Source organism: Citrobacter sp. Cf136, assembly GCF_030333815.1.
Classification (GTDB): Bacteria; Pseudomonadota; Gammaproteobacteria; order Enterobacterales; family Enterobacteriaceae; genus Citrobacter; species Citrobacter freundii.
Window position 1 is genome coordinate 1,567,848 of record NZ_JAOWFE010000032.1, and the last position, 24,985, is coordinate 1,592,832.

A 24,985-nucleotide genomic window follows, 5' to 3' on the forward strand; every position below is an offset into this window, starting at 1 on the left:
GCTTTTTTATATCTGATCTACGCCTTTCATCCCCGTCAGCTGCGGCATAACATCCTTCATTAAGTCCAGAAACTTGCGTAAGCGAATCGGATAGTAACGCGCCCACGGATAAACCAAATGTACAGGCAACGGCGCCGCATGCCACTCAGGTAGCAACGCAACCAGACGTCCGTTGGCAATATCCTCCGCCACCATCCAACTTGAAACAATAGTCACTCCCAACCCCGCCAGCGCGGCATTCCTTGCGACATAAATACTGTCGGTACTTAATCTGGGTGAAATATTCAACGTGACTGGCTCATTACGCAATTGGTGCAACAACGAAACGCTATGTTGATAAAACGTATTCACGGCAATCCAGGGCAGCGCTGATAACTGCTCAGGATGAGAAAGCTCGCCGAATTGTTCCAGCAGCCCAGGGCTCGCCACCATACTACGGGGAACTTCAGCCAGTAAAACGGCAACCGTGGCCGGATCCACCTCGGCACCAACCCTGATAGCGCAGTCAATATTATCGCTCAGAAAATCAACGGTTTTATCGTTGAGCATCCACTCTACTGCTACCTGGGGATAGCGCGAAAGAAACTGCAAAAGCGGCTCAAGCAGTTGTTGTTGCCCGAACGCATGCGGTGCACGGACTCGCAACGTCCCCACCGGTTCATCTTCTGTGACATTAAGTCCATCTTCCAGCGCCAGCCAGGCATCAATAATCTTCTTGGCATGCTGGTAACCTCTTTCGCCGTCGTCGGTCAATTTCATCGCATGCGTGGTACGCATGATCAGTTTCACACCCAGCAGAGTTTCCAGGGATTGCAACCGTCGGCTTACGGTCGCTTGCGTTGTCCCCATCTGTTTTGCCGCTGCCGAAAGCGATCCTGCTTCGACAATACGTACAAACGTACGCATCAGCTCCACCCTGTCTATACGCTCATTTTTTATCATTTTCTGTTTCATCATACGCCTGACGTATAACTGTTTTACCACTGCACTCGCTACCACGCCACTCGCTGAAGGATAAAAATAGCCGCACATCCAGTGATTGAGGAATCATTTGTGAACACATATACCGCACTTTCCCGTTGGGTCACTTTCGTTCTGGCAGTAGGTGCCGGATTCAGTGTCGCTGCTATCTACTATGCTCAACCCCTTCTGCCTTTAATGGGTCAGGATCTGAACTTAAGTATTACCGGCATGGGGTTGGTCCCGACGCTGACCCAGGCGGGATACGCGCTGGGTATTTTGTTTTTATTGCCATTGGGCGATCGTTATGACCGCAGGACATTAATCCTGCTGAAAAGTATCTCTCTTGCTGTGCTGCTTCTGGCATGCAGCTTTACCGGGCAGTTGCATTCACTGTTAATAGTGAGCCTGTTGATGGGCATGGCGGCAACCATGGCACAAGATATTGTGCCTGCGGCGGCAATACTGGCGCCCGAAGGCAAACAGGGAAAAACGGTGGGCACCGTAATGACGGGCCTTCTGCTGGGAATTTTACTCTCACGTACCGTCAGTGGACTGGTCGGTGAGGCGTTTGGCTGGCGTGAGATGTACCAACTTGCTGCCGTCAGTATTGCCGTAATTACCGCGATTTTGTGGAAAGCACTGCCTCGTTTTACGGTCCATTCCACGTTGAGCTATCCATCATTAATGCTCTCGATGGTGCAACTTTGGCAACGATATTCCACCTTGCGCCGCGCAGCACTGGCACAAGGCTTTCTGTCCATTGCTTTTAGCGCCTTCTGGTCTACGCTGGCAGTGATGTTATCTGAGCATTACCACCTGGGTAGCGCTATAGCGGGTGCTTTTGGTATCGCGGGAGCAGCAGGAGCGCTTGCTGCACCGATGGCGGGCCATCTTGCCGATAAAGTGGGTGCAGCAAAAGTGACGCAATTGGGTGCTTTGCTGGTAACGGTATCGTTCGCACTGATGTTTTTGTTACCCGCCCTGCCCGTTCAGGGGCAGTGGCTGCTTATCGCCCTTTCAGCGGTAGGTTTTGATCTCGGATTGCAATCCAGCCTGGTTGCCCACCAAAACCTGGTCTATAGCCTGGAGCCTCAGGCACGAGGACGATTGAACGCTCTGCTGTTTACGATGGTGTTTATCGGTATGGCGCTGGGTTCCGTTCTCGGGAGTCAGGTCTATGCGCTTGCCAACTGGGAAGGTGTGGTGACGCTGGCAACCTTCAGCAGTGCGATCGCGTTGGTCATAAGACTGACGGGGAACCCGTCGCTTAGTAAGGCGTCGGTTGCCTAAAAAAATGCCCGCTCCGGGGTGTTAAAGGAGCGGGCAGTCAAACATACCCAGTTTCAAGATATGTTCAAAATGGATCGTTACCGGTTAAGCTGGAACAGCGACATTCCCTGCATATCGGTAAACGTTTTATAAGAAGCCTGAAGCGCGGCCTGCTGCATGACGTAAGACGAAATCGCCGCATTCCAGTCGACATCCACCAGGTTACTCATCTGTTGGGTTTGCCCTAATGCACGATCGGCGCCCAGTGAATCCAGCGAGCTTAATTCACTAAGTTGCGTACCTAATTCTGCACGAACGGACAGCACATTATTCAGCGAGTTTTTCAGACCACGATTGGTTTTATCGATAGCTGCTGCGGCTTTATCCTTTGCCACATCATCACCTGCAATAGGAATTTTTAGCTCTTCAATCGCGCTATCCAGCATTTTGAACAGGTTCTTTTCCTGAGTACCGCCACCTGGTTCCGGTACGGCGTTGCTGGTCAGGTTGGCGAAGATTTTATCGCCCGTATGGCCAATAACCATGGTACGTGAAGCATCAACCTGCTGGGTCACATTTGTGGTACCGCCACTGTAAGAACCATCAGCCTGCGCAAACGGTGCGGATTCTGTTTTATATCCACCGAAAATATAGCGACCATTACCGTCGGTACTGTTTGCCAGGTTCATCAGTTGATCGCGGATCCCTTGCAGGTCGGTGGCCAGCGATGCACGGTCGTCATCACTTAACGTTCCGTTCCCAGCATAAACAATTTTTTCCTGCGCAGCCTGAATTGCCGTCGTCACCTGGCTCAGAACGTTCTCTTCCAGCGACACCTTTTGCGTCGCGAACGAGCGTGCCAGCGTATATTGGCTGTTCTGCGCCTGAGCCTGAGAAAGTACCACGGCCTGCGAGGCGGCAATCGGATCGTCTGATGGGTTGATCACGCGTTTGCCCGTTGACATTTGCTCGCCGAACTTCATCCATTCAGCCTGAGAGTTAGTGATGCCACGCATATTCTGCTGGTACATCATCTGGGTGCTGATACGCATTGTGTCCCTCTCCCTTAGCGGATATTAATCAGTGCATCAAACAACGCATTCGCGGTCTGCAGCACTTGAGCGTTAGCCAGGTAATACTGCTGAAAACGCTGTAAATTACCGTACTCTTCGTCGAGGTTAACGCCGGAAATAGACTGCTGTTGGTTATAAAGCTGCTTGACCACATTGTTTTGCGTGGTACTGCTGGTCTTCAGCGTAGCGGTTTTGTTCCCGACATCGCTTACCAGGGTGGCATATGCATCGTTGAAGGTCTTATTGCCGACAGTTGCTTTGGTTTGCAGATCCAGCAGTTTCTGACCGTTACGGTTATCGCTTGCACCTGTATCCGCAGCAGGATCAGTGTTTTTCTCTGACGCCATGGCGATTTTCGACTCGTCGGTCACCTTGACTTTCATATCAACGATAACGTTTTCTACCGGTTTCAGAATAAAACTGTCATTCTCTTGAGGCCCGGGATTGGGGGGATTAACAGTCACTGTCACTTTCAGACCATCAATATCCAGTTTTCCATCCGCACCTGGTGTAGCTTCAAACGTTGTGTTATCTGCCAGACGCGTCACCTGCCACTTACCGCCACTGAACACAACCTTATAGTCGGTAGCCTGTACTTTCGAACTGTCACCAACTTCTGCAGTTAATTCCGCTTTGCCAATATTTTTAGCATTACTCAGTACAGACGGGCTGCCGATATCGAAGAAATTCTCACCCTTATCGCCGTTGGCATCAAAACCTTCTTTATGCTGGGCGTTAAATGCACTGGCAAATGCAAGCGCCAGTTGGCCTAGGGTATTACGCGTCTGATCCAGCTCCTGAGAACGGAAGGTGAGCAGTCCGCCCAGTGAACCGGTATTCAACAGTTTCTCAGGAATTTCAACAGCTCCGGCAACGCCATCAACATAGGCCACCGTTGTACGATTAGGATCATCGCTGGAAGGCACTGCCGCCAGTTGACGTGCATTGCTGCCCTGCACCAGCGAATAGCCGTTGGCCATTGTCAGGTTGTAGGTGCCACCATCCTGAACGCTGACTTCAACACCGACAATCTGATTCAGTTCACTGACCAGCTGATCGCGTTGGTCAAGCAGGTCGTTAGGAGATGCACCTGCGCCGACGCCTGTCATACGAGAAATCTGGTCGTTGAGGCTGGCAATTTGTTTCGAATAGTTGTTGATCTGATCGACGCTGGCTTTAATCGCGGTATTAACCTGCTTATCCTGATCGCGCAGATACTGGTCAGTCGTTTTAAACTGATTTACCAACCCATCAGCTTTACCGATCAGCGCCTGGCGCGCCGCCGGATCTTCGGCGTTGCTGACCAGCGTTTGCAGGCTGGTAAAAAAGTCCTGCATTGAGGTCGAAATAGAGCTGGTTTTGCTGGAGAGCAAATTATCGATTTTTGACATTTGCTCATAGCGCGTCGTCAGACCGCTGCTCTGGTTCTGCGCTGCTCTCAACTGGTTAGTGATAAAGGAGTCATATTCACGTTGTACACCAGAAACATAGACGCCATTGCCTACCCAGCCCCCCGCACCCAGCGTGCTGTTCGCTTGCGCCATAATTGTTGTTTGTCGGGTATATCCGGCAACGTTATAGCTGGAGATGTTATTACTGGCAGTATTCAACGCGGCCTGCGCTGCGCTGAGTCCACTCATCGCGTTATTAATCAAGCTGGACATGGAGGTTCCTTGTAATCCTTCAATACTCGTTATTATCGGCAGCAGGTCGGTAGACTTGAGCTATTTAAAAGAGATTATCGAGATTCGTGCTGTAGGTTTTACTCACCTTTTCGCTCATCGATTTCAACTGCTGGATCATGCTGGTTAATTTACGTGCATAGTTAGGGTCTGTGGCGTAACCCGCATTTTGCAATGCCTGCGCCCCCTGTTCGGCGGTCGCGGCAGCGGTCACCGCCGCATAGCGCGGGTTACGGGATATCAGACCGACATAATCCGACAACGCCTCAAGGTAAGAGCTATAGACACGGAATCTGGCTTTCACCTTTTTCGCCTCACCGTTCTCATATTCAGTGGTGGTGATTTCAGTGGTTGGACCTTTCCAGCTTCCCGAAGCCTTCACACCAAAAATGTTGAAACTCGGTTCGCCATTCTCGCGACGAATTTGTCGCTGCCCCCATCCGGACTCCAGCGCCGCCTGCGCCAAAATCAGATGATGCGGGACCCCGCTCTGCTGACTGGCCAGCTTAGCCGGCAGTGACAGCTGGGCGAGGAAGTCTTTGCTGTCACCTGACAGCGGCTGATCATTACTTTCTGTCGCCCGGGGGATGGCTTTGCGGACTAGTTGCGTCAGTGCCTGATTTTGATAGCTGGTCACCGTTTCCAGTGAAAACTTCATCGGCACCTGCGGCGCGTCATCCGCAGGTTGCGCTTGCCCTTCAGTCATCTGCTTGACCATCATTTCAGCCAGCCCCAGACCTTTGCCTGCGGTCATCTGCTGCGCAATTTGTTGGTCATACATGCTGGTATACAAGCGCGTTGAATCGCTGCTAAACACGCCATCTTTCGGTAACGCTTCACGCATGCTTTTCAACATCATTTGCACGAACATCCCTTCAACCTGACGGGCGACCGGGCGGATATTCGCCGCCGGGTCCTGACCCGCTTTCGCTTTCAGTTCGTTCAGAGATTGCGCATCCCAGGCGGCACTGGTCAGCAGTTTGCTGTCACCAATCATTAGATGATTTCCAGTTTGGCGCGTAAGCAACCCGCGCTCTGCATCGATTGCAGAATGGACATCAGATCCATCGGCGTTGCCCCCAGTGCATTCAGCGCACGCACAACATTGTTCAGGTTGGCGCTGGAACGCACGCTTTGCAGCGAACCACCGCTTTGGCGCAGGTCAATCTGGGTTTGTGGCGTCACTACGGTTTGTCCACCGCCAAACGGTGTGTCCGGCTGGCTGACGTTCGCCTGGCGGTTCACCGTGATCGACAAGTTGCCTTGTGCCACGGCACAGCTATCCAGCGTTACTTCGCGGTTCATGACGACAGATCCGGTGCGCGAGTTGATAATCACTTTAGCGTCCTGCGGCGTGACGTTCACCTCCATATTCTGGATATCAGCAAGGAAACGCACCTGCGAGCTGTTGCCGCTTGGCACGCGCACCTGAATAGTGCGGGCATCCAACGCCGTTGCGCTGCCAAAACCACGCGAGCGGTTAATAGTGTCGGTAATTTGCTGCGCCATCGTGAAATCTTCATTATTCAGTTGCAGATTAATGGTGTTACCGCCGCCGAACTGGCTGGGTAATTCACGTTCGATGGTCGCGCCGTTGGTAATGCGTCCGCCATTGAGCTGGTTTACCTGCACGCTGCTGCCACCCGCAGCTGCGCCCGCACCGCCAACCAGAATATTCCCCTGCGCCAACGCATATACCTGGCTATCGACCCCTTTTAACGGGGTCATCAGCAGCGTTCCGCCGCGCAGGCTTTTAGCGTTACCCATGGAAGAGACTACAACGTCAATAGTTTGCCCCTGACGACCAAAGGCCGGGAACTGCGCGGTGACCATTACCGCTGCCACGTTTTTCAACTGCATATTAGTGCCGGTGGGCACGGTGATCCCCAACTGCGACAGCATGTTGTTGAGCGTTTGCGTGGTAAACGGCGTCTGGGTGGTCTGGTCACCTGTACCATCCAGACCCACCACCAACCCATAACCAATCAGCGAGTTTTCCCGCACGCCCTGCACGCTGGTCAGGTCACGAATACGGTCGGCATGCGCGAAGCCGGTTACCAGCACCAGTGCCATTCCAACAAAAAATTTAAACACGGGGTACCTCGCTTACATCGGCGACAAGTTAAGGAAGAAACGCTGCAACCAGCCCATATTTTGCGCTTCATTGATGTAGCCGTTGCCGACGTACTCAATACGCGCGTCCGCAACCTGGGTTGACGGTACGGAGTTGCTGCCACTGATGGTGCGCGGGTTAACGACCCCGGAGAAGCGAATGAATTCAGTGCCCTGATTTATGGCGATCTGTTTTTCACCCACGACATGTAAGTTGCCATTCACCAGTACCTGATCGACCGTTACGGTCAGCGTACCGCTGAAGGTATTTCTGGCGTTCGCGCCGCCTTTACCGTTAAAGGAGTTACCGCCTGAGGCTTCTACGTCGGCACGTTCGTTACCGAACAGACCTTGCAGATAGCGCGGTACGGTATCAAAGCCAAAGTTTGTCTTGCCGTCGCGGCTGGCGTTCGCCGAAGAGCTTTTGCTCGCGCTGACGTTTTCCTGCAATACGATGGTCAGCGTATCGCCAATATTGCGTGGACGACGGTCTTCAAAGAGTGGCTGATAACCATAGTTAATCGGTTGTGCCGACTGGAAGATTGAGCCATTCGCCACCGGCGTTGGACCTGGAACGGGCTGGGCAGTCGTCGCGCCCTGCACGAGGGGCGTGGCCGGGATCCAGGCACATCCTGTTAGTGAAACCACCAGCAGGGCTAAAATAGGGTATGGGTGAAGCGCGTATTTTCGCATTGCGGTCATCTTCAAAATCAGTGTGCCGGTGAGGTTTTCACCCCACCGGACTCCACTTTAGAGTTGCGTCAGTTTTTGCAGCATCTGATCGGTGGTCGATACCGCTTTACTGTTGATTTCGTAAGCGCGCTGAACCTGGATCATGTTTACCAGCTCTTCCGCCACGTTGACGTTAGAGGTTTCAACATAGCCCTGATACAGCAGACCCGCGCCGTTCAACCCCGGCGTGCTCTCGTTCGGCGCACCGGATGACTGCGTTTCGGTGTACAGATTCTCACCAATGCTTTCCAGACCGGTATCGTTCATAAATGTTGTCAGGTTAAGCTGCCCGACCTGAACAGGCGCCGCCTGTCCCTGCTGGGTCACGCTGACAATACCGTCGCGTCCAATGGTGATACTGAGCGAGTTAGCCGGAATGGTGATGGCAGGCTGAACCTGAAAACCACCCGCCGTCACCAACTGGCCGTTCTGATCCACCTGGAAAGAACCGTCGCGGGTATAAGCGGACGTACCATCGGGCAACATGACCTGGAAAAAGCCCTGGCCTTTAATCGCCACATCTTTACTGTTGTTGGTCTGCGACAGGTTACCCTGGCTGTGTAAACGCTCGGTTGCAACCGGACGTACACCGGTACCAATCTGCAAACCAGACGGCAGCGTGGTTTGTTCAGAAGACTGTGCGCCAGGCTGACGAATCGTCTGGTACAACAGATCTTCAAACACGGCGCGTTGGCGCTTAAATCCGTTGGTGCTGACGTTTGCCAGGTTGTTGGCAATCACATCCATGTTGGTTTGCTGCGCATCCAGGCCGGTTTTGGCGATCCATAATGAACTGATCATAAAATGTCCTGTATTAACTCATCGACAGCAGTTGGTTGGCGCGGCCCGCGTTATCATCCACGCTACTGATAATTTTCATCTGCATTTCAAAGCGGCGGGCGTTGGCGATCATGTCGCTCATCGCAGCAACCGGTTTAACGTTACTGCCTTCCAGCACGCCCGACATCACACGGATGCTGGGGTCGGCCTGTAACGTCGCACCACGGGTAGCCTGTGCGGCCTGGGTCAGACGGAACATACCGTCATCGCCACGTTGCACTTCGATCCCTGTAGCCTTCACCAGCTTCAGCCGCCCCACTGGCGCGACCGTATTAGCCGGATCGCCAGGGTTAAGTGCAGAAATTGTCCCGTCCGCCGCAATGGTGACTTCTGAACCTTCCGGTACGGCTATCGGTCCGGCTTCGCCAATTACCGGGTGTCCCTGAATAGTCAGTTCACCCGTTGGGCTTACCTGAATAGCACCGTTACGGGTATATCCTTCGCTACCATCCGCGGTCTGCACAGCCAACCAGCCATCCTGTTGCAGCGCCACATCCAGCGGGCGGGAGGTATAGTCCATCTGACCCGGTGTCATATCGGCCCCCGGTGTGGAGGCCACGACCAGCGTACGCGTCGGTAAAGACAATCCTTCTACAGGAACCGCGCGCAGTGCATTGAGCTGTGCACGAAACCCTGGCGTGGAGGCGTTTGCCAGGTTGCTGGCCGTCACCGCCTGTTGATTCAGCGTCTGACTGGCCGCGCCCATGGCGGTATAAATTGCGTGATCCATTAAGCCATCCCGTCAGGCGCTTAGCGCAGGTTGACCAGCGTGTTGAGGATTTGATCCTGGGTTTTGATGGTCTGCGCGTTCGACTGATAGTTACGCTGGGCGACAATCATATTCACCAGTTCTTTACTCAAATCCACGTTTGACGCTTCAAGCGCCCCGTTGGTCAGCTTGCCGAAGTTACCCGTACCCGCGGTACCCAGCAGCGCCACACCGGAGGCCTGAGTGGCCGCCCAGACGTTATCGCCCTGAGATGCCAGACCTTCGTTATTGGCAAAGTTTGCCAGCACGATCTGCCCCAGAACCTGTTGCTGTTCGTTGGAGTAGTTACCGACCACCGTACCGTCATTGTTAATCTGGTAGCTCACCAGATCGCCCGGCTTATAGCCGTTCTGACTCGTGGCGACGATGTTGTTGGCACCGGTGTTTTGCTGCATGGAGTTCAGGAAGCTCAGGGAGAAGTTCGCCGGAACTGCGCCATTGATCGTACCGGTGGAGATCTGAATTTGCGGTTGGGCATTAGCCGGACCTTCAACCAGATGTTTTGGTCCGGTTGGATCTAAGGGGTCTACTGGCTCTTCAACATAATTATTCACAGAAGTCAGCGTACCGTTAGCACTAAAGTTCATCACCGCATTCTTGGTGGCAACTGAACCCGTAACGCTGGCGTCCTGGGTGTAGACATCCCATTTGTTAGGGCCTGTTTTGACATAAAAAATGTTCATGTCATGGGCATTACCCTGGCTATCGAAAACGGTAACACTGCCTTTTTTGTTGTAGGAGTCCGCATCGCTTGGGTTAAACGGGGTCTTCGTTGGCAATTTGTCAGTGGAGTTCAGGTTGACCTGCATTGACGCGGTAGTGGTGGATTTAGCCGCCATCAGCGTATTCGGGATAGTGATCGGTGCCGGGTTTGCACCCTGCTGAACTGTCGGTGGTGTACCGGTAGCCGGATAGCCCGTCAACTGCAGCCCCTGCATATTAACGATATTGCGATTTTCATCGAGCTTGAACTGACCGTTACGGCTGTAGAAAACGGAACCGTTACTGTCTACCATGCGGAAAAAACCGTTCTGGCTGATAGCAACATCCAGACCACGTCCGGTGTTGGTGGTAGTACCGTCGGTAAAGTCCTGAGTAATACCCGCAACTTTAACGCCCAAACCGACTTTCGAACCGGCAAACATATCGGCAAAAGATGCCGTACCGGATTTAAAACCGTAGGTGGCGGAGTTGGCGATGTTGTTACCAATGACATCGAGGTTGGTCGCTGCAGCGTTCAGACCGCTGACCGCTTGAGAAAAGGCCATGACTTACTCCTGATAAGTGTGAAGGCTTAAATTATCTGCCGTACTTCGTCGAGGGTGGTGGTTCCATAGGTGCCAAGATCCAGCGTATTACCGCCGTTACTGCGAATAACGCCCTGCACCAGCGCAAACTGAAGCGGCTGTGCCACCAGTTGCGTTCCACCATTGCTGGCAGCAATTGACACGTTGTAAGAACCGCTTGGTGCATCCGTGCCATCGGTCATGGTGCCGTCCCAGGTAAAGGTATGAACGCCCGCTTTCAATCCACCAATGTCAATGGTGCGTACCACTTTGCCGTCTTTATCGGTAATGGTTGCGGTAACCTTATCTGCCGGTTGCTGCAGCTCAACGCCAAATGGTGTTGTCGTGGTTTTGGCACCCTCTTCCGTCCCTTTACCGGTCAGGATGGTGGTACCCGGGATCATGACCCCGTGGCCAATCAGCGTACTGGCCTGCAGCGACTGACTGTTGTCGATCTGCCCGGAGATCGACCCTAACGTGGTGTTCAGTTTCTCAATCCCGCTCACGGTACTGATTTGCGCCAACTGGGTAGTCAGTTCGTTGTTTTGCAGCGGGTTGGTAGGATCCTGGTTTTTCAGTTGTGCGACCAGCAGCGTCAGAAAACTGCTTTGCAGGTCAGCGGCATTGCTGCCCGTCAGGGAGCTATTCCCGGTGGCAGCTTTAACGCCTGCATTGCTCGGGTCATTCATGGTTACAGCAATAGACATATGCGCCTCCTTTACTGGCCTAACGTAAGCGTTTTGAGCATCAGGCTTTTCACGGTGTTGAGCACTTCGACGTTTGCCTGGTAGCTACGCGAGGCTGACATGGTGTTGACCATCTCACCAACGACGTCCACATTCGGCATTTTTACGTAGCCATTCGCATCGGCCAGCGGATTACCGGGTTCATAAACCAGCTTATCCGGTGCCTGACTTTCAATGACGTCAGCAACTTTTACGCCACCAGTTGCCGCACCTGGCGCAGCATCTACCTGAAAAACAACCTGTTTCGCGCGATACGGCTGACCGTCGGGCCCGCTGACGCTATCCGCATTCGCCATGTTACTGGCCGCGACGTTCAGGCGTTTAGACTGAGCCGTCAGCGCAGAACCTGCGATATCAAAAATATTTAACAGCGCCACGAATTAGTTCCCTCCTTGCAGCACGTTCATCATGCCTTTGATTTGCCCACCCAGCGCGGTCAGCCCCATTTGATACTTGAGGCTGTTGTCTGCAAATTGCGTGCGCTCCCGGTCCATATCCACCGTGTTGCCATCAAGAGATGGCTGGTCAGGAATACGGTAGAGCAGCTCCGTAGACGGCGAAGAAACGGTCTGGGCCGGAATGTGTTGTGCAGAGGTCAGCGTCAACGAAACGCCGCCGGTTTCTTCCCGTCCTCGCACCATGACTTTTTTTAATTCACTGGCGAAATCCAGGTCGCGCGCCTGGTACCCCGGCGTGTCGGCATTGGCAATGTTGGCCGCCAATATTTCCTGGCGTTGGGCGCGCAAATTCAGCGCTTCCTGTTGAAAACGTAAGGCGGCGTCGAGCTTATCGAGCATATCTCCTCCGCAAATGACAAAATTCAGCCGACAGCTTAAATCCCATTACGCGCGCGTTATCGCCGGAATAAACGCAAAATGCGTCGCTATTTGTTGCGTTGATGACTGCGTCACACAGGTAAAATCCTGCCATTACCTGAAAAAGCGCGAGGTTTTGATGCAAACGTTTAAACGTGGAATAGTCGTGGCAGCACTGCTGTTCAGCCCTATGACGCTGGCGCAAGACCTGAATTCGCAGCTAACGGCATGGTTTTCCCAGCGCCTGGCCGGATTTAGCGATGAGGTGGTGGTCACTATCCGAACGTCACCAAACTTATTGCCGAGCTGTGAGCAACCGGCATTAAGCGTGTCAGGTAGCGCGAAACTGTGGGGTAATGTGAATGTGCTGGCTCGCTGCGCCAACGAAAAACGTTATCTGCAGGTGAACGTCCAGGCGACGGGAAACTACGTAGTAGCCGCCGCGCCTGTAGCACGAGGTAGCACCCTGACCCCAGCCAGCGTAACGCTGAAACGTGGTCGGCTGGACCAACTACCGCCGCGCGCGGTGCTGGATATGAGTCAGGTGCAGGATGCTGTGAGCCTGCGCGATCTGGTCCCGGGCCAACCGATACAGCTTTCGATGTTGCGCCAGGCATGGCGGATCAAGGCCGGTCAGCGCGTGCTGGTTATTGCCAACGGAGATGGCTTTCGGGTTAATGCCGAAGGTAAAGCGCTGAACAACGCCGCTGTCGCACAGAATGCGCGAGTGCGGATGATTTCAGGCCAGGTGGTGAGCGGCGTCGTCGATTCTGATGGGAATATTCTTATTAACCTATAATAGGTTAAAGATTTTTTAGCGTGTGCCGATAGATAAACAACCAATGATTACAGCGGGCCGCTATAGCGTAACCCCTCGATGAGGAAAAATAAAATGAGCATTGATCGTACCTCACCATTGAAGCCAGTAAGCACCGTTCAGCCGCGTGAAACCAGCGATGCGCCGGTACAAAAAGCGCAGAAGGAAAAAACCACCGCGACCACCAGCACCAGCGTCATGCTGAGCGACGCCCAGGCCAAACTGATGCAGCCCGGCACCAATGACATCAATATGGAACGCGTGGAAGCACTGAAAACCGCAATCCGTAACGGTGAATTGAAAATGGATACCGGAAAAATTGCCGACTCGCTGATTCGCGAGGCGCAGAGCTACCTACAGAGTAAATAAAGTATGACTCGTTTGTCAGAAATACTTGACCAGATGACAACTGTCCTCAATGACCTGAAAACGGTAATGGATGCTGAACAGCAGCAGCTTTCCGCAGGGCATATCAATGGCAGCCAGCTACAGCGTATTACAGAAGAAAAAAGCTCGCTGCTGGCAACCCTTGATTATCTTGAGCAACAGCGCCGCCTGGAGCATGACGCCACGCGCAGCGCCAATGATGAGATTGCTGAACGCTGGCAGACTATCACCAAGAAAACACAGCACTTACGCGACCTCAACCAGCACAATGGTTGGCTGCTGGAAGGGCAGATCGAGCGTAATCAACAAGCAATACAAGTGCTGAAACCGCACCAGGAACCGGCGTTGTATGGCGCAAACGGTCAAACTTCAGCTGCGCACCGCGGCGGGAAAAAATTCTCTATCTGATGCAAGCCTGATAACGTTTTGCTTATCAGGCCTACACTTTTTGTAGGCCGGATACGGCGTTATGCCGCCATCCGGCATTGATTCTTTATGCCGTCCGGCGCACAAACTCTTTTACTTTAAAGCCCAGTACAGCGAGTGCTGCGAAGTAAGCAGCAATACCTGCCACCACGACCGCCATCAGACGCAGTAGGCGCCATAACATCGTTCCCTGCGACCAATCTGGCATGATGTAGAGCATCCCAATCAGCACCGCCGACATCACCAACACGGAAATCACCAGTCGCGCCAGGAACCAGGTCCAGCCCGGTTGCGGGGTGAAGATTTTCTGCTTACGCAACTGCCAGTACAGCAGTGAAGCGTTCAGACACGCCGCCAGACCAATCGACAGCGACAGCCCGGCATGCTTTAACGGCCCGATAAACGCCAGGTTCATCACCTGGGTCATAATCAGCGTCACAATGGCAATCTTCACTGGCGTTTTTATATCCTGGCGCGAGTAAAAGCCCGGAGCCAACACTTTCACCACGATCAAACCAATCAAACCTACCGAATACGCCACCAGCGCACGCTGGGTCATCGCAGCATCAAAGGCAGTAAATTTACCGTACTGGAACAGAGACACCGTCAGCGGTTTGGCCAGAATACCCAACGCTACGGCACTCGGTAATGCCAACAGGAAACACAAGCGCAGGCCCCAGTCCATCAGGCGACAATACTCATCATGATTACCGCTGGAAAAGCTTTTTGACAGCGATGGCAGCAGGATAGTCCCCAGCGCTACGCCAAGCACACCGGACGGAAACTCCATCAGACGGTCGGCATAGTACATCCACGAAACTGAGCCAGAGGCCAGAAACGAGGCGAAAATCGTATTGATGATCAGTGAAATCTGGCTGACTGATACCCCAAGGATCGCCGGGCCCATCTGCTTGACGACGCGCATCGCCCCCGCATCGCGGAAGTTCACACGCGGCAGTACCAGCATGCCAATTTTCTTCAGATGCGGAAGCTGATAAATCAGCTGTAGCACGCCACCCACGGTAACGGCCCACGCCAGCGCCAGCACTGGCGGATGAAAATAAGGGGCCGCAAACAGTGCGAAACCGATCATGCTGATATTCAGAAAAGTCGGGGCAAACGCAGGAATAGAAAAGCGGTTCCAGGTGTTAAGGATCGCACCAACCAGTGAGGCCAGTGAAATCAGTAGAATATAGGGAAAAGTGATCCGCAGCAGTTGAGTGGTCAGTGCAAATTTATCCGCTGTGTCGGCAAACCCCGGCGCGGTAACTAAAATCACCCATGGCGCAGCCAACATCCCGGCTACCGTCACCACAGCCAGCGCCAGCGTCAACAGTCCGGAAACGTAGGCAACAAACACGCGGGTAGCATCTTCCCCCTGCTTGCTTTTATACTCAGCAAGAATCGGCACAAACGCCTGCGAAAATGCGCCTTCGGCAAAAATTCGGCGCAGCAGGTTAGGAAGTTTGAATGCCACAAAAAAGGCATCTGTCGCCATCCCTGCACCAAAGATTCTGGCGACAATCGCATCACGCGCAAAACCCAGCACACGTGAAAACATCGTCATCGAGCTGACGGCTGCCAGCGACTTTAATAAATTCATCTATGTTGTATTCCAGACTCTGAGGCAAAACCCCGACAAACCTGCCCGTAGGTCGGATAAGGCATTTTCGCCGCCATCCGACACTTTTGCTGTGCCTGATGGCGACACCGTAGCGCCTTATCAGGCCGACAAATCAGCCTATGGTTGAAAAGAGGTGTTATTTTGAGTGGGCATATAGTACCTGGATTACAATGAATTACTACCGCCAGATGTTACAGGGGGTTATTCAGCCATCGCCTCCCGCCACAGCTTTTCAACAACACGCTGGGCCAGTAGCGCCTGCTCGCCTGCCGTCTGGGGAACCGTCTGATTTTGCACGCACTCAATGAAATGACGCGCACATCCGGCAAAACCACGCTGTTCTAAGGTCGTTTGCCAGCCCGCTATCGGCTTATGAACAACACCTTGCCCACGCTCTTCCCGCCATTCCCGCATATCAGTTACGTCAATCAGGCCACCGTCCGTCACCGCCTGCACGCTCTCACGCTGGCTACCGGCACGGCGATGCATACTGGTCGTTATCTGCATTTGACCGGTAGAAAAATGGTGCTCGGCGTAAAGCATCGCACCAGATTCATTGGTCAGCAGCGTGCCGTTATTTAACTGCGCCTGCCCTCCCGCCAACCACAATGCGGTATCGACTACGTGCAGATAGTCGTCCAGCAAAGTGAAACGCAGATCGTGCGGCCCAACGCTATCCGTACGGTGCTTATCCATACGTACAGACGCTGCGGTGCTCAACTGGGTTTTGAGATCCTGGTACAGCGGTGCAAACCGGCGGTTAAACCCGACCATCAGCGTGAGTTTTTTCCGCGCGGCCAGTTCCACCAGTTGCTCAGCCTCACGCAGGTTTTCCGCCAGCGGTTTATCCACACACACGTGAACTCCGGCATTCAACAATTCACTGACGACCGCGTAGTGCGTCGTGGTGCTGGAATGGACGAAAACCGCGTCGCAGGTTTGCGCCAGATTCACCAGTGAATCCACGTAGGGTATCCGCCAGGTATCACAGATACGCTGTGCTTTATCGCGCGAAGGTGAAAAGGCGCCTTGCAGCGTCCAGTCCGCGGAGGTGCCCAGCACGGGTAGCCAGGCCTTTTGTGCAATACCGCCAAGGCCGACAACGCCGATACGTAATTTATTCACGTTAGTCTCCCAGGTGCGCCAGCAAGGAATCAAGTCGCTGCTTAAGTTCTGCGACCTCCGTTTCCAGCATTTCCACGCGAGCCTGCAGATCACCGGAGGCTGCAGGGAGCTCATCTGCCGCGGCAATGGCTTCATCAACCTCACCGCAAAACAGGTGCATATAGCGACTTTCACGTTTGCCCGGCTCGCGCGCCAGGCGGATCACATAAGGCCCATCTTCTCGGGTTGCCAGATTTTCCAGTGTCGATTCCACTTCGGTCATATCGCTGAATTCGTACATACGGGATGCGCGACTACGCAATTCACCAGGCGTCTGAGCGCCCCTCAGCAGCAGTGTAGTGATTACGGCCACCTCTGCGGCACTAAGCTTCAGATTGCCAAATTCAGAGTTGCAGAAACGCTGCTCATATTTCGTAACGCGATTGCCAAAGCCGCTCACCGTGCGCAGAAAATGTCGCTTAACCAGGTTATCCAACTGCTCCTGCACGTCCGATTCCGACAGGTTCATCACCGGTTCACGATTCGTTTTTTGATTGCAGGCTGTTACGACTCCATTAACGGAGAGTGGGTACTGTTCCGGCGTTGTCACTTGTTTTTCTAATAAACAGCCAATCACTCGTGCTTCGGTGGCGGTTAATTCGTATTTCATCGTCTTCTCCATTAATCATGGCTGCATCTGAAACTTAGCGGCCGGGGGTCCATTCTGATGTGGTCAACGCCGTCAGCACGTGATCGCGCCACTGCCCGTCAATCAGCAGGTAGTCTTTGGCATAGCCTTCTTTTTCAAAACCCAGTCGCGCCAACAGGTCACCGCTGCGCTTATTATGTGGCATGTAGTTAGCCATAATGCGGTGAATATGCTGCGTGCGCTGCATATAACGGATGGCCGAAGTTAAGGCTTCATACATTAGCCCCTGCCCCTGCCATTTCTGCGCAATGGAGTAGCCGAGATAACAGGCATGGAAGGATCCCCGCACCACGTTTGAGAAGTTCGCAACGCCGATAATCTCTTTTTCGTCCGGATCGAGCAGCGCAAAATAATAAGCGGTGCCCTGTTTATGAAACTCAGAGATCATGCTGAGACGCGCCTGCCAGCCGGACGGATAGCAGTGGCTTTCATCGCGAATAGGTTCCCAGGGTTTTAAGAAATGACGATTTTCTGCGTAATAATCTGCCAGACGCCAGGCATCACGCTCATGCACTAAACGCACGACCAGGCGGTCCGTGGTTAAGCGCACTTTTGGCACGTTACTGCGATAGCCAAACATTCTATACCTACTCCTTCCCGTAACGTCTTCAATACGCTATTCGCATTACTATACCTGTGCGAATACACCCTGTGAAAAGAGCAAAATGCCATTTTTTGAATTATTCACACATTTTGATGAAAACTCTCTATCAAGACGGACTTTTGATAAAAAAATATTGTCCCGCGAAGGGTGGGAAAAGCGATGACGACACCGCAGAATAGGAGGTGCTTATCTTTTAAACTCTATCCAGAGTGACGAGTTTTTCCCTGGAGGGGAAATGTCGCAAGTCTCGCAGGCAAGGAACCTGGGTAAATACTTCCTTCTCATCGATAATATGCTGGTCGTGCTGGGTTTCTTCGTCGTTTTCCCGCTGATCTCAATTCGTTTCGTCGACCAAATGGGCTGGGCCGCCGTGATGGTCGGTATCGCGCTTGGATTACGTCAATTTATCCAGCAGGGGTTGGGTATTTTCGGTGGTGCTATTGCTGACCGTTTCGGCGCCAAACCGATGATCGTCACCGGCATGCTGATGCGCGCAGCCGGGTTCGCCACCATGGGCATTGCGCATGAACCGTGGCTGCTGTGGTTTTCCTGCTTTCTTTCCGGGCTGGGTGGCACGCTGTTTGACCCTCCCCGTTCGGCGCTGGTAGTCAAGCTGATCCGCCCGGAAAAGCGCGGGCGTTTTTTCACTATTTTGATGATGCAGGATAGCGCCGGGGCCGTGGTCGGCGCGTTACTCGGCAGTTGGTTATTGCAATACGATTTCCGTCTGGTATGTGCCACCGGCGCAATTTTGTTCGTTCTGTGCGCGGCGTTTAACGCCTGGCTGCTCCCGGCATGGAAGCTGTCGACGGTGAAAATTCCGGTGCGTGAAGGGATGAGCCATGTGATGCATGACAAGCGCTTTGTCACCTATGTGCTGACGCTGGCGGGCTATTACATGCTGGCGGTACAGGTGATGCTGATGCTGCCCATCATGGTGAACGACATCGCTGGCTCACCGGCCGCCGTGAAATGGATGTATGCCATTGAGGCATGTCTCTCTTTAACGCTGCTGTACCCGATTGCCCGCTGGAGTGAAAAACGCTTTCGCCTTGAACATCGTCTGATGGCGGGCCTGCTGGTGATGTCTCTGAGCATGATGCCCATTGGGTTGGTCGGGAATTTGCAGCAGTTGTTCACCCTTATCTGCACGTTCTATATTGGCTCGATCATCGCCGAACCGGCGCGTGAAACCCTGAGCGCCTCGCTGGCGAATGCGCGGGCCAGAGGAAGCTATATGGGCTTCAGCCGACTGGGACTCGCCATCGGTGGCGCAATTGGCTATGTCGGCGGCGGCTGGCTGTTTGACATGGGCAAAGCCCTGGCACAGCCTGAGCTGCCCTGGATGATGCTCGGTATTATTGGCTTCATCACCTTCCTGGCGCTGGGCTGGCAATTCAGTCTCAAACGCCCAACGCGAGGTATGCTGGAACCAGACGCCTGATAGCCGAACCTGCGTCCGGGCACTTTTCAGTTTTTTCTGCTGGCGTCCGGGGCGCTGGTACTCGATGATGCTTTGTGTCACGATTACGCCACATGCATCATGTTGAGGAACCCCATGAAAAAGTTTTTTTTTGCCGCTGCACTGATTGTCAGCGGCCTGTTGGTTGGTTGTAATCAACTCACGCAATACACGGTTAGCGAGCAAGAAATTAATCAAGCCCTGGCAAAGCATAATAACTTTTCAAAAGACATCGGTTTGCCCGGCGTTGCTGAAGCACATATCGTACTGAATAATCTCGCCAGCCAGATTGGTCGTGAAGAGCCAAACAAAGTAACCCTGACCGGCGATGCCAACCTGGACATGAACTCCCTTTTTGGCAGTCAGAAAGCGACCATGAAGCTGAAGCTGAAAGCCTTACCGGTTTTCAATAAAGAAAAAGGCGCGATTTATCTGCAAGAGATGGAAGTCGTCGACGCCACCGTCACGCCAGAGAAAATGCAGTCAGTACTGCAAACCCTGATGCCTTATTTAAATCAGTCGCTGCGTAACTATTTCAACCAGCAGCCAGCGTACATTCTGAAGGAAGACAGCAGCCAGGGTGAAGCGCTGGCGAAAAAACTGGCGAAAGGTATTGAGGTCAAACCGGGTGAAATCATCATCCCGTTCACCGACTAATAAAACTGAGGGCGCTGATGCGCCCTTTTTTTTCGTGCAAACGAAAACGTTTCCGCTTATCCTTTGTTTCCGGCAAAAAAGACCATCCTCAGCCGGAGCATATTGATGACTGCACCATCCCAGGTTTTAAAGATCCGCCGCCCAGACGACTGGCATCTTCACTTTCGCGATGGCGACATGTTAAAAACTGTCGTGCCCTATACCAGTGAAGTTTATGGCCGCGCCATTGTCATGCCGAACCTGGTACCGCCCGTCACCACGGTTGACGCGGCTATCGCTTATCGCCAGCGCATTCTTGACGCGGTACCTGCCGGACACGACTTCACGCCATTAATGACCTGCTACTTAACGGATACGCTGGATCCCAACGAGCTGGAACGTGGATTCAACGAAGGCGTATTCACCGCGGCAAAACTCTATCCAGCCAATGCCACCACCAACTCGACGCATGGCGTAACCTCTATTGACGCCATCATGCCGGTGCTGGAGCGGATGGAAAAATTGGGTATGCCACTGCTGGTGCACGGCGAAGTCACGCATGCAGATATCGATATTTTCGATCGCGAAGCACGCTTTATTGAAACGGTGATGGAGCCGCTGCGTCAGCGTTTGACCTCGCTGAAAGTGGTGTTCGAGCATATCACCACCAAAGATGCTGCCGAATACGTGCGCGATGGTAACGAACTTTTGGCTGCAACCATTACGCCACAGCACCTGATGTTTAACCGCAACCACATGCTGGTTGGCGGGATTCGCCCTCACCTGTATTGCCTGCCAATCCTCAAACGTAACGTCCACCAACAGGCGCTGCGTGAACTGGTTGCCAGCGGGTTTAAGCGCGCATTCCTCGGTACCGACTCAGCGCCGCACGCTCGTCATCGCAAAGAGTCAAGCTGTGGCTGTGCGGGCTGTTTTAATGCACCGACCGCGCTGGGCAGCTATGCCACCGTGTTTGAAGAGATGAATGCGCTCGACCATTTCGAAGCCTTCTGCTCACTCAACGGCCCACAGTTCTATGGCTTGCCGGTAAATGAGACCTTTATTGAGCTGGAACGCATGGAGCACCTGGTTCCTGAGAGCATTGCACTGGAAGACGATACGCTGGTGCCTTTCCTGGGTGGCGAAACGGTACGCTGGTCAGTAAAAAGCTAAAAAAAGTGTAGCCAACTGATGCGAATATACTGTATAAATAAACAGTATATTCCACAGGGGGCTACTATGCGTATTGAAGTCACTATTGCCAAAACTTCACCTTTACCTGCCGGTGCAATTGACGCACTGGCAGGTGAACTCTCCCGCCGTATTCAGCACCATTTTCCAGATAACGAAGGTAACGTTACCGTCCGTTATGCCGGCGCAAACAATTTGTCGGTTATTGGCGCGACTAAAGAGGACAAAGAACGCATCAGCGAGATCCTACAGGAAACCTGGGAAAGCGCGGATGACTGGTTCATCAACGAATAAATAATGATATGCAGTGATGTTTGTTTGCCGGGTCGCCCCGGCTTTTTTATACACACTATCCTGTAATCAATCGCGCATTTCTTCTGACGAGTTTTTAATTTAATATTAACTCACCGATTATCTTTTAACCAATACAACAAAATAATTGTGCAACATACTAAAAAAAAATGAATAACATGTTGGTTTCTTAGTCAGATAACGCTGAAAACAAAAAATTTATGCCCTTCCCTCTTTAAATTTTCAATGAATACCCTTATTTATTGATATACTGAAGTTGCTTCAGAAAAAAACGCATTGAACCTCGAAAACCGTTGTCTAGTAACACGAATTAGGGGGCATGATGGAAAAGAATAATGAAGTCATTCAGACTCATCCGCTTGTAGGGTGGGACATCAGCACTGTTGATAGCTACGATGCGCTGATGCTGCGTTTGCACTACCAGACCCCGAATCGCCCTGACCAGGATGGGACTGAAGTTGGTCAAACGCTCTGGTTAACCACTGATGTTGCCAGGCAATTTATTTCGATATTAGAAGCAGGAATCGCCAAAATTGAATCTGGCGATTACCAGGTAAATGAGTATCAGCGACATTAAACCTGATACATCCAACCATCAAAAGGCACCTTAACGGTGCCTTTCTTATTTCCAGGTTGAATATTCCGGGTCAGTTATTTAACCTGCTACTATCGCGATTGCAGAGAGAAGCGGATGAAATACGACTTAATCATTATTGGCAGCGGCTCAGTAGGCGCCGCAGCTGGATACTATGCCACTCGTGCCGGTCTGAAGGTTCTGATGATCGATGCACATATGCCTCCTCATCAGCAGGGCAGCCACCACGGCGACACTCGATTAATTCGTCATGCTTATGGCGAAGGTGAAAAATACGTTCCGCTGGTACTACGTGCGCAAACATTGTGGGATGAACTGTCCACCCATAATGAAGAACCGATTTTTGTTCGCTCCGGTGTTATCAACCTCGGTCCGGCAGAGTCCACCTTCTTAGCGACTGCAGCGCAAAGCGCCAAACAGTGGCAACTCAACGTTGAACAACTGGATGCGGCAGCCATCATGGCGCGCTGGCCGGAGATTCGTGTACCTGACAACTATATCGGTCTGTTTGAAGCGGAGTCCGGTTTTTTACGCAGTGAGTTAGCAATTAAAACCTGGATCCGTCTGGCGGAAGAAGCAGGCTGTGCGCAACTGTTTAAATGCCCGGTCAGCGCAATTCATCACGGTGATGATGGCATCACGGTAGAAACGGCTGACGGTGACTACCACGCGAAAAAAGCAGTGATCAGCGCCGGTACCTGGGTGCAGGCTTTAGTCCCTGAACTACCGATACAACCGGTGCGCAAAGTGTTCGCCTGGTATCAGGCCGATGGGCGCTACAGCGTTAAGAATAACTTCCCAGCCTTCACCGGCGAGCTGCCAAATGGTGATCAATACTACGGTTTCCCGGCAGAAAACGACGAACTGAAAATTGGTAAGCACAACGGCGGACAAGTCATTCACTCTGCTGATGAGCGTAAGCCATTTGCCGCTGTAGCCAGCGATGGTTCTGAAGCCTTCCCATTCCTGCGCACAATTCTGCCGGGCGTTGGCTGCTGCCTGCACGGCGCGTCCTGCACTTACGATAATTCACCGGATGAAGACTTTATTATCGATACTCTGCCAGCGCACGACAACACGCTAATCATTACCGGGCTGAGCGGACATGGCTTTAAGTTTGCCTCTGTTCTGGGAGAGATTGCGGCAAACTTCGCTCAGGACAAACCGTCTGACTTTGACCTGACCCCCTTCAGGCTAAGCCGTTTTAAGTGATAATAAATGAATGGCCTCGATGGTGAGGCCATTTTTAATGACAGGAATAACGTCAATGCGCCGTATCTTTCACTATCTTGTTAATAATATTCGCGAGCATTTTATGCTCTACATTATTTTATGGTCGCTGCTGGCCATTATGGATGTAATATATATTATGTTTTTCTGATTCCTGCGCGCTGACAATAATTGACAAAAATTGAAATTACCTTAATTTTCATTGCAATAAACTGAACAATAATAAAAATCATAACCACCCATAAACCAAGCATTATCACCTACTCTCACACTAATCCCTTGATGATTAATTCAATATTCAGTCAACTTTACTGAACAAAAAAATAAATATCATCACCATTGTTATTTATTAGTTGCATTAATGTCTTTTACACGCCATTTTCATTCACTTCTGAAATATCAATCGGTGTGCTTATGCAATTCAAAAATAGTTCACAGCGCTATGGCGTAGTGTCAGCCACATTACATTGGCTGGTTGCGATTGCTGTATATGGCATGTTCGCCTTGGGCTTATGGATGGTCACGCTTAGCTACTATGACGGCTGGTATCACCAGGCCCCTGAACTGCATAAAAGCATCGGCATCCTACTCATGATGGGACTGGTTATCCGCGTTATCTGGCGGTTGTTCTCCCCTCCGCCTGCTGCGTTGGCAAGCTACTCCCGTTTAACCCGCATCGCAGCGGCAATGGGTCACCTCGCTCTTTATTTGCTGCTCTTTTCAATTGTCATCAGCGGATATCTAATTTCCACCGCAGATGGCAAAGCGATAAGCGTCTTTGGTTGGTTCGACATTCCAGCCACCGTTGCCAACGCTGGTGCTCAGGCCGACCTCGCCGGTAGCTTGCACCTGTGGCTTGCGTGGACCGTGGTGATTTTATCCTTACTGCACGGACTGATGGCCCTGAAACATCACTTTATTGATAACGACGATACCCTCAATCGCATGTTGGGAAAATCGTCATCTGACTATGGAGCTTAAAATGAAAAAAAACCTGCTGGGACTTACACTCGCCTCTCTGTTATTCACCACCGGGTCGGCCGTGGCGGCAGATTACAAAATTGACAAGGAAGGACAGCATGCCTTTGTTAATTTCCGTATTCAGCATCTGGGTTACAGCTGGCTGTACGGCACATTTAAAGATTTCGACGGTACGTTTACCTTTGATGAGAAAAATCCCGCAGCCGATAAGGTTAACGTAACCATCAACACCAACAGTGTTGACACTAATCACGCCGAACGTGACAAGCATCTGCGCAGCGCAGATTTCCTTAACGTAGCAAAATTCCCGCAGGCGACCTTCAGCTCCACCAGCGTGAAGAAAGAAGGTAATGACCTGGATATCACCGGTAATTTAACCCTGAACGGCGTTACCAAACCGGTTACGCTGGACGCGAAGCTCATCGGTCAGGGCGGCGATCCTTGGGGCGGTACGCGCGCTGGTTTTGAAGCGCAAGGTAAGATTAAGCTGAAGGATTTCAACATCACCACCGATCTCGGTCCGGCGTCGCAGGAAGTCGATTTGATCATCTCAGTGGAAGGTGTGCAACAGAAGTAACGCATGAATGGCCGGATGGGGCTCAAGCCACCATCCGGCATAG

Annotated in this window: 29 protein-coding genes; 13 read left to right on the forward strand and 16 right to left on the reverse strand. The window is 52.3% G+C overall.

Going from position 1 to position 24,985, the window contains the following annotated elements:
* Positions 1–6: 6 nt before the first annotated feature.
* The gene (locus OGV98_RS12110) at positions 7–1,032 is read right to left on the reverse strand and encodes a LysR family transcriptional regulator (protein ID WP_138828373.1); all 1,026 of its coding nucleotides are present in this window, start codon (positions 1,030–1,032) and stop codon (positions 7–9) included.
* A 21-nt stretch (positions 1,033–1,053) separates the two neighbouring features.
* Between OGV98_RS12110 and OGV98_RS12115 the strand changes: the two genes are divergently transcribed.
* Positions 1,054–2,253: an MFS transporter gene (locus tag OGV98_RS12115; protein WP_137348250.1), complete on the forward strand. Its 1,200-nt coding sequence runs from the start codon at positions 1,054–1,056 to the stop codon at positions 2,251–2,253.
* A 77-nt stretch (positions 2,254–2,330) separates the two neighbouring features.
* Here the strand turns inward: OGV98_RS12115 and flgL are convergent, their stop codons facing one another.
* The 11 genes from flgL to flgB all read right to left on the reverse strand — a co-directional run bounded on the left by flgL (position 2,331) and on the right by flgB (position 12,269).
* A complete protein-coding gene (gene flgL / locus OGV98_RS12120; RefSeq protein ID WP_048216620.1) occupies positions 2,331–3,284 on the reverse strand; it encodes a flagellar hook-associated protein FlgL in 954 nt (317 codons plus the stop codon).
* A 14-nt stretch (positions 3,285–3,298) separates the two neighbouring features.
* On the reverse strand, positions 3,299–4,969 hold the full coding sequence (gene flgK / locus OGV98_RS12125) for a flagellar hook-associated protein FlgK (RefSeq protein WP_049016420.1): 1,671 nt from the start codon (positions 4,967–4,969) through the stop codon (positions 3,299–3,301).
* A gap of 64 nt (positions 4,970–5,033) precedes the next feature.
* Complete coding sequence (flgJ, locus tag OGV98_RS12130) at positions 5,034–5,984, reverse strand: flagellar assembly peptidoglycan hydrolase FlgJ (RefSeq protein WP_003836755.1); 951 nt, start codon at positions 5,982–5,984, stop codon at positions 5,034–5,036.
* Positions 5,984–7,060 carry a flagellar basal body P-ring protein FlgI gene (locus OGV98_RS12135; RefSeq protein ID WP_085954040.1) on the reverse strand — a complete coding sequence of 359 codons (1,077 nt, stop codon included), beginning with the start codon at positions 7,058–7,060 and terminating at the stop codon, positions 5,984–5,986. The genes flgJ and OGV98_RS12135 overlap by 1 nt, the downstream gene beginning before the upstream one ends.
* A 33-nt stretch (positions 7,061–7,093) precedes the next feature.
* Positions 7,094–7,792 carry a flagellar basal body L-ring protein FlgH gene (gene flgH, locus OGV98_RS12140; RefSeq protein ID WP_003836756.1) on the reverse strand — a complete coding sequence of 233 codons (699 nt, stop codon included), beginning with the start codon at positions 7,790–7,792 and terminating at the stop codon, positions 7,094–7,096.
* A 57-nt stretch (positions 7,793–7,849) separates the two neighbouring features.
* Entirely contained in the window at positions 7,850–8,632 is a 783-nt protein-coding gene (gene flgG, locus OGV98_RS12145; protein ID WP_003036202.1) for a flagellar basal-body rod protein FlgG, read from the reverse strand.
* 13 nt (positions 8,633–8,645) lie between these two features.
* Complete coding sequence (locus tag OGV98_RS12150) at positions 8,646–9,401, reverse strand: flagellar basal body rod protein FlgF (protein WP_003036200.1); 756 nt, start codon at positions 9,399–9,401, stop codon at positions 8,646–8,648.
* Positions 9,402–9,421: 20 nt separating this feature from the next.
* A complete protein-coding gene (gene flgE, locus OGV98_RS12155) occupies positions 9,422–10,708 on the reverse strand; it encodes a flagellar hook protein FlgE (RefSeq protein ID WP_003846805.1) in 1,287 nt (428 codons plus the stop codon).
* A gap of 26 nt (positions 10,709–10,734) precedes the next feature.
* Positions 10,735–11,433 carry a flagellar hook assembly protein FlgD gene (flgD, locus tag OGV98_RS12160; RefSeq protein WP_003836761.1) on the reverse strand — a complete coding sequence of 233 codons (699 nt, stop codon included), beginning with the start codon at positions 11,431–11,433 and terminating at the stop codon, positions 10,735–10,737.
* A gap of 11 nt (positions 11,434–11,444) precedes the next feature.
* A complete protein-coding gene (flgC, locus tag OGV98_RS12165; RefSeq protein ID WP_003036191.1) occupies positions 11,445–11,849 on the reverse strand; it encodes a flagellar basal body rod protein FlgC in 405 nt (134 codons plus the stop codon).
* Positions 11,850–11,852: 3 nt separating this feature from the next.
* Positions 11,853–12,269, reverse strand: coding sequence for a flagellar basal body rod protein FlgB (gene flgB / locus OGV98_RS12170; protein WP_003846806.1), 417 nt, complete (start codon positions 12,267–12,269; stop codon positions 11,853–11,855).
* Positions 12,270–12,426: 157 nt separating this feature from the next.
* On the opposite strand from flgB, the gene flgA reads away from it, so the two are divergent.
* The 3 genes from flgA to flgN all read left to right on the forward strand — a co-directional run bounded on the left by flgA (position 12,427) and on the right by flgN (position 13,899).
* Positions 12,427–13,086, forward strand: coding sequence for a flagellar basal body P-ring formation chaperone FlgA (flgA, locus tag OGV98_RS12175; RefSeq protein WP_003036186.1), 660 nt, complete (start codon positions 12,427–12,429; stop codon positions 13,084–13,086).
* 93 nt (positions 13,087–13,179) lie between these two features.
* Positions 13,180–13,473 (forward strand): flagellar biosynthesis anti-sigma factor FlgM, encoded by a 294-nt coding sequence (gene flgM, locus OGV98_RS12180; RefSeq protein ID WP_003036183.1) that lies wholly within the window; start codon positions 13,180–13,182, stop codon positions 13,471–13,473.
* A gap of 3 nt (positions 13,474–13,476) precedes the next feature.
* Complete coding sequence (gene flgN, locus OGV98_RS12185; RefSeq protein ID WP_003036178.1) at positions 13,477–13,899, forward strand: flagella biosynthesis chaperone FlgN; 423 nt, start codon at positions 13,477–13,479, stop codon at positions 13,897–13,899.
* 85 nt (positions 13,900–13,984) lie between these two features.
* Here flgN and murJ read toward each other — a convergent pair whose 3' ends face one another.
* The 4 genes from murJ to rimJ all read right to left on the reverse strand — a co-directional run bounded on the left by murJ (position 13,985) and on the right by rimJ (position 17,934).
* Entirely contained in the window at positions 13,985–15,520 is a 1,536-nt protein-coding gene (gene murJ / locus OGV98_RS12190) for a murein biosynthesis integral membrane protein MurJ (RefSeq protein ID WP_087878701.1), read from the reverse strand.
* Positions 15,521–15,742: 222 nt separating this feature from the next.
* Positions 15,743–16,666, reverse strand: a complete 924-nt coding sequence (locus OGV98_RS12195; protein WP_060855240.1) for a Gfo/Idh/MocA family protein — start codon at positions 16,664–16,666, stop codon at positions 15,743–15,745.
* A gap of 1 nt (position 16,667) precedes the next feature.
* The gene (locus OGV98_RS12200; protein ID WP_202580620.1) at positions 16,668–17,315 is read right to left on the reverse strand and encodes a YceH family protein; all 648 of its coding nucleotides are present in this window, start codon (positions 17,313–17,315) and stop codon (positions 16,668–16,670) included.
* Positions 17,316–17,349: 34 nt separating this feature from the next.
* Positions 17,350–17,934 carry a ribosomal protein S5-alanine N-acetyltransferase gene (gene rimJ, locus OGV98_RS12205; protein WP_003832145.1) on the reverse strand — a complete coding sequence of 195 codons (585 nt, stop codon included), beginning with the start codon at positions 17,932–17,934 and terminating at the stop codon, positions 17,350–17,352.
* A gap of 259 nt (positions 17,935–18,193) precedes the next feature.
* Between rimJ and mdtH the strand changes: the two genes are divergently transcribed.
* From mdtH to OGV98_RS12250, 9 genes are all read left to right on the forward strand, one after another.
* Positions 18,194–19,402, forward strand: coding sequence for a multidrug efflux MFS transporter MdtH (mdtH, locus tag OGV98_RS12210; RefSeq protein ID WP_210943636.1), 1,209 nt, complete (start codon positions 18,194–18,196; stop codon positions 19,400–19,402).
* Positions 19,403–19,516: 114 nt separating this feature from the next.
* Positions 19,517–20,077 carry a lipoprotein gene (locus OGV98_RS12215; RefSeq protein ID WP_003836774.1) on the forward strand — a complete coding sequence of 187 codons (561 nt, stop codon included), beginning with the start codon at positions 19,517–19,519 and terminating at the stop codon, positions 20,075–20,077.
* Between the two features lie 105 nt (positions 20,078–20,182).
* Positions 20,183–21,229 (forward strand): dihydroorotase, encoded by a 1,047-nt coding sequence (gene pyrC, locus OGV98_RS12220; RefSeq protein WP_003036160.1) that lies wholly within the window; start codon positions 20,183–20,185, stop codon positions 21,227–21,229.
* Positions 21,230–21,295: 66 nt separating this feature from the next.
* Complete coding sequence (gene dinI / locus OGV98_RS12225) at positions 21,296–21,541, forward strand: DNA damage-inducible protein I (protein ID WP_003036157.1); 246 nt, start codon at positions 21,296–21,298, stop codon at positions 21,539–21,541.
* Between the two features lie 340 nt (positions 21,542–21,881).
* A complete protein-coding gene (gene bssS / locus OGV98_RS12230) occupies positions 21,882–22,136 on the forward strand; it encodes a biofilm formation regulator BssS (protein ID WP_181548110.1) in 255 nt (84 codons plus the stop codon).
* A gap of 114 nt (positions 22,137–22,250) precedes the next feature.
* Entirely contained in the window at positions 22,251–23,366 is a 1,116-nt protein-coding gene (solA, locus tag OGV98_RS12235) for an N-methyl-L-tryptophan oxidase (RefSeq protein ID WP_003836779.1), read from the forward strand.
* 55 nt (positions 23,367–23,421) lie between these two features.
* Positions 23,422–23,535, forward strand: coding sequence for a YceO family protein (locus tag OGV98_RS12240; RefSeq protein WP_003846814.1), 114 nt, complete (start codon positions 23,422–23,424; stop codon positions 23,533–23,535).
* Between the two features lie 263 nt (positions 23,536–23,798).
* Entirely contained in the window at positions 23,799–24,365 is a 567-nt protein-coding gene (locus OGV98_RS12245) for a cytochrome b (RefSeq protein ID WP_044700695.1), read from the forward strand.
* Position 24,366: 1 nt separating this feature from the next.
* Entirely contained in the window at positions 24,367–24,942 is a 576-nt protein-coding gene (locus tag OGV98_RS12250) for a YceI family protein (RefSeq protein WP_003832130.1), read from the forward strand.
* Positions 24,943–24,985: the final 43 nt, after the last annotated feature.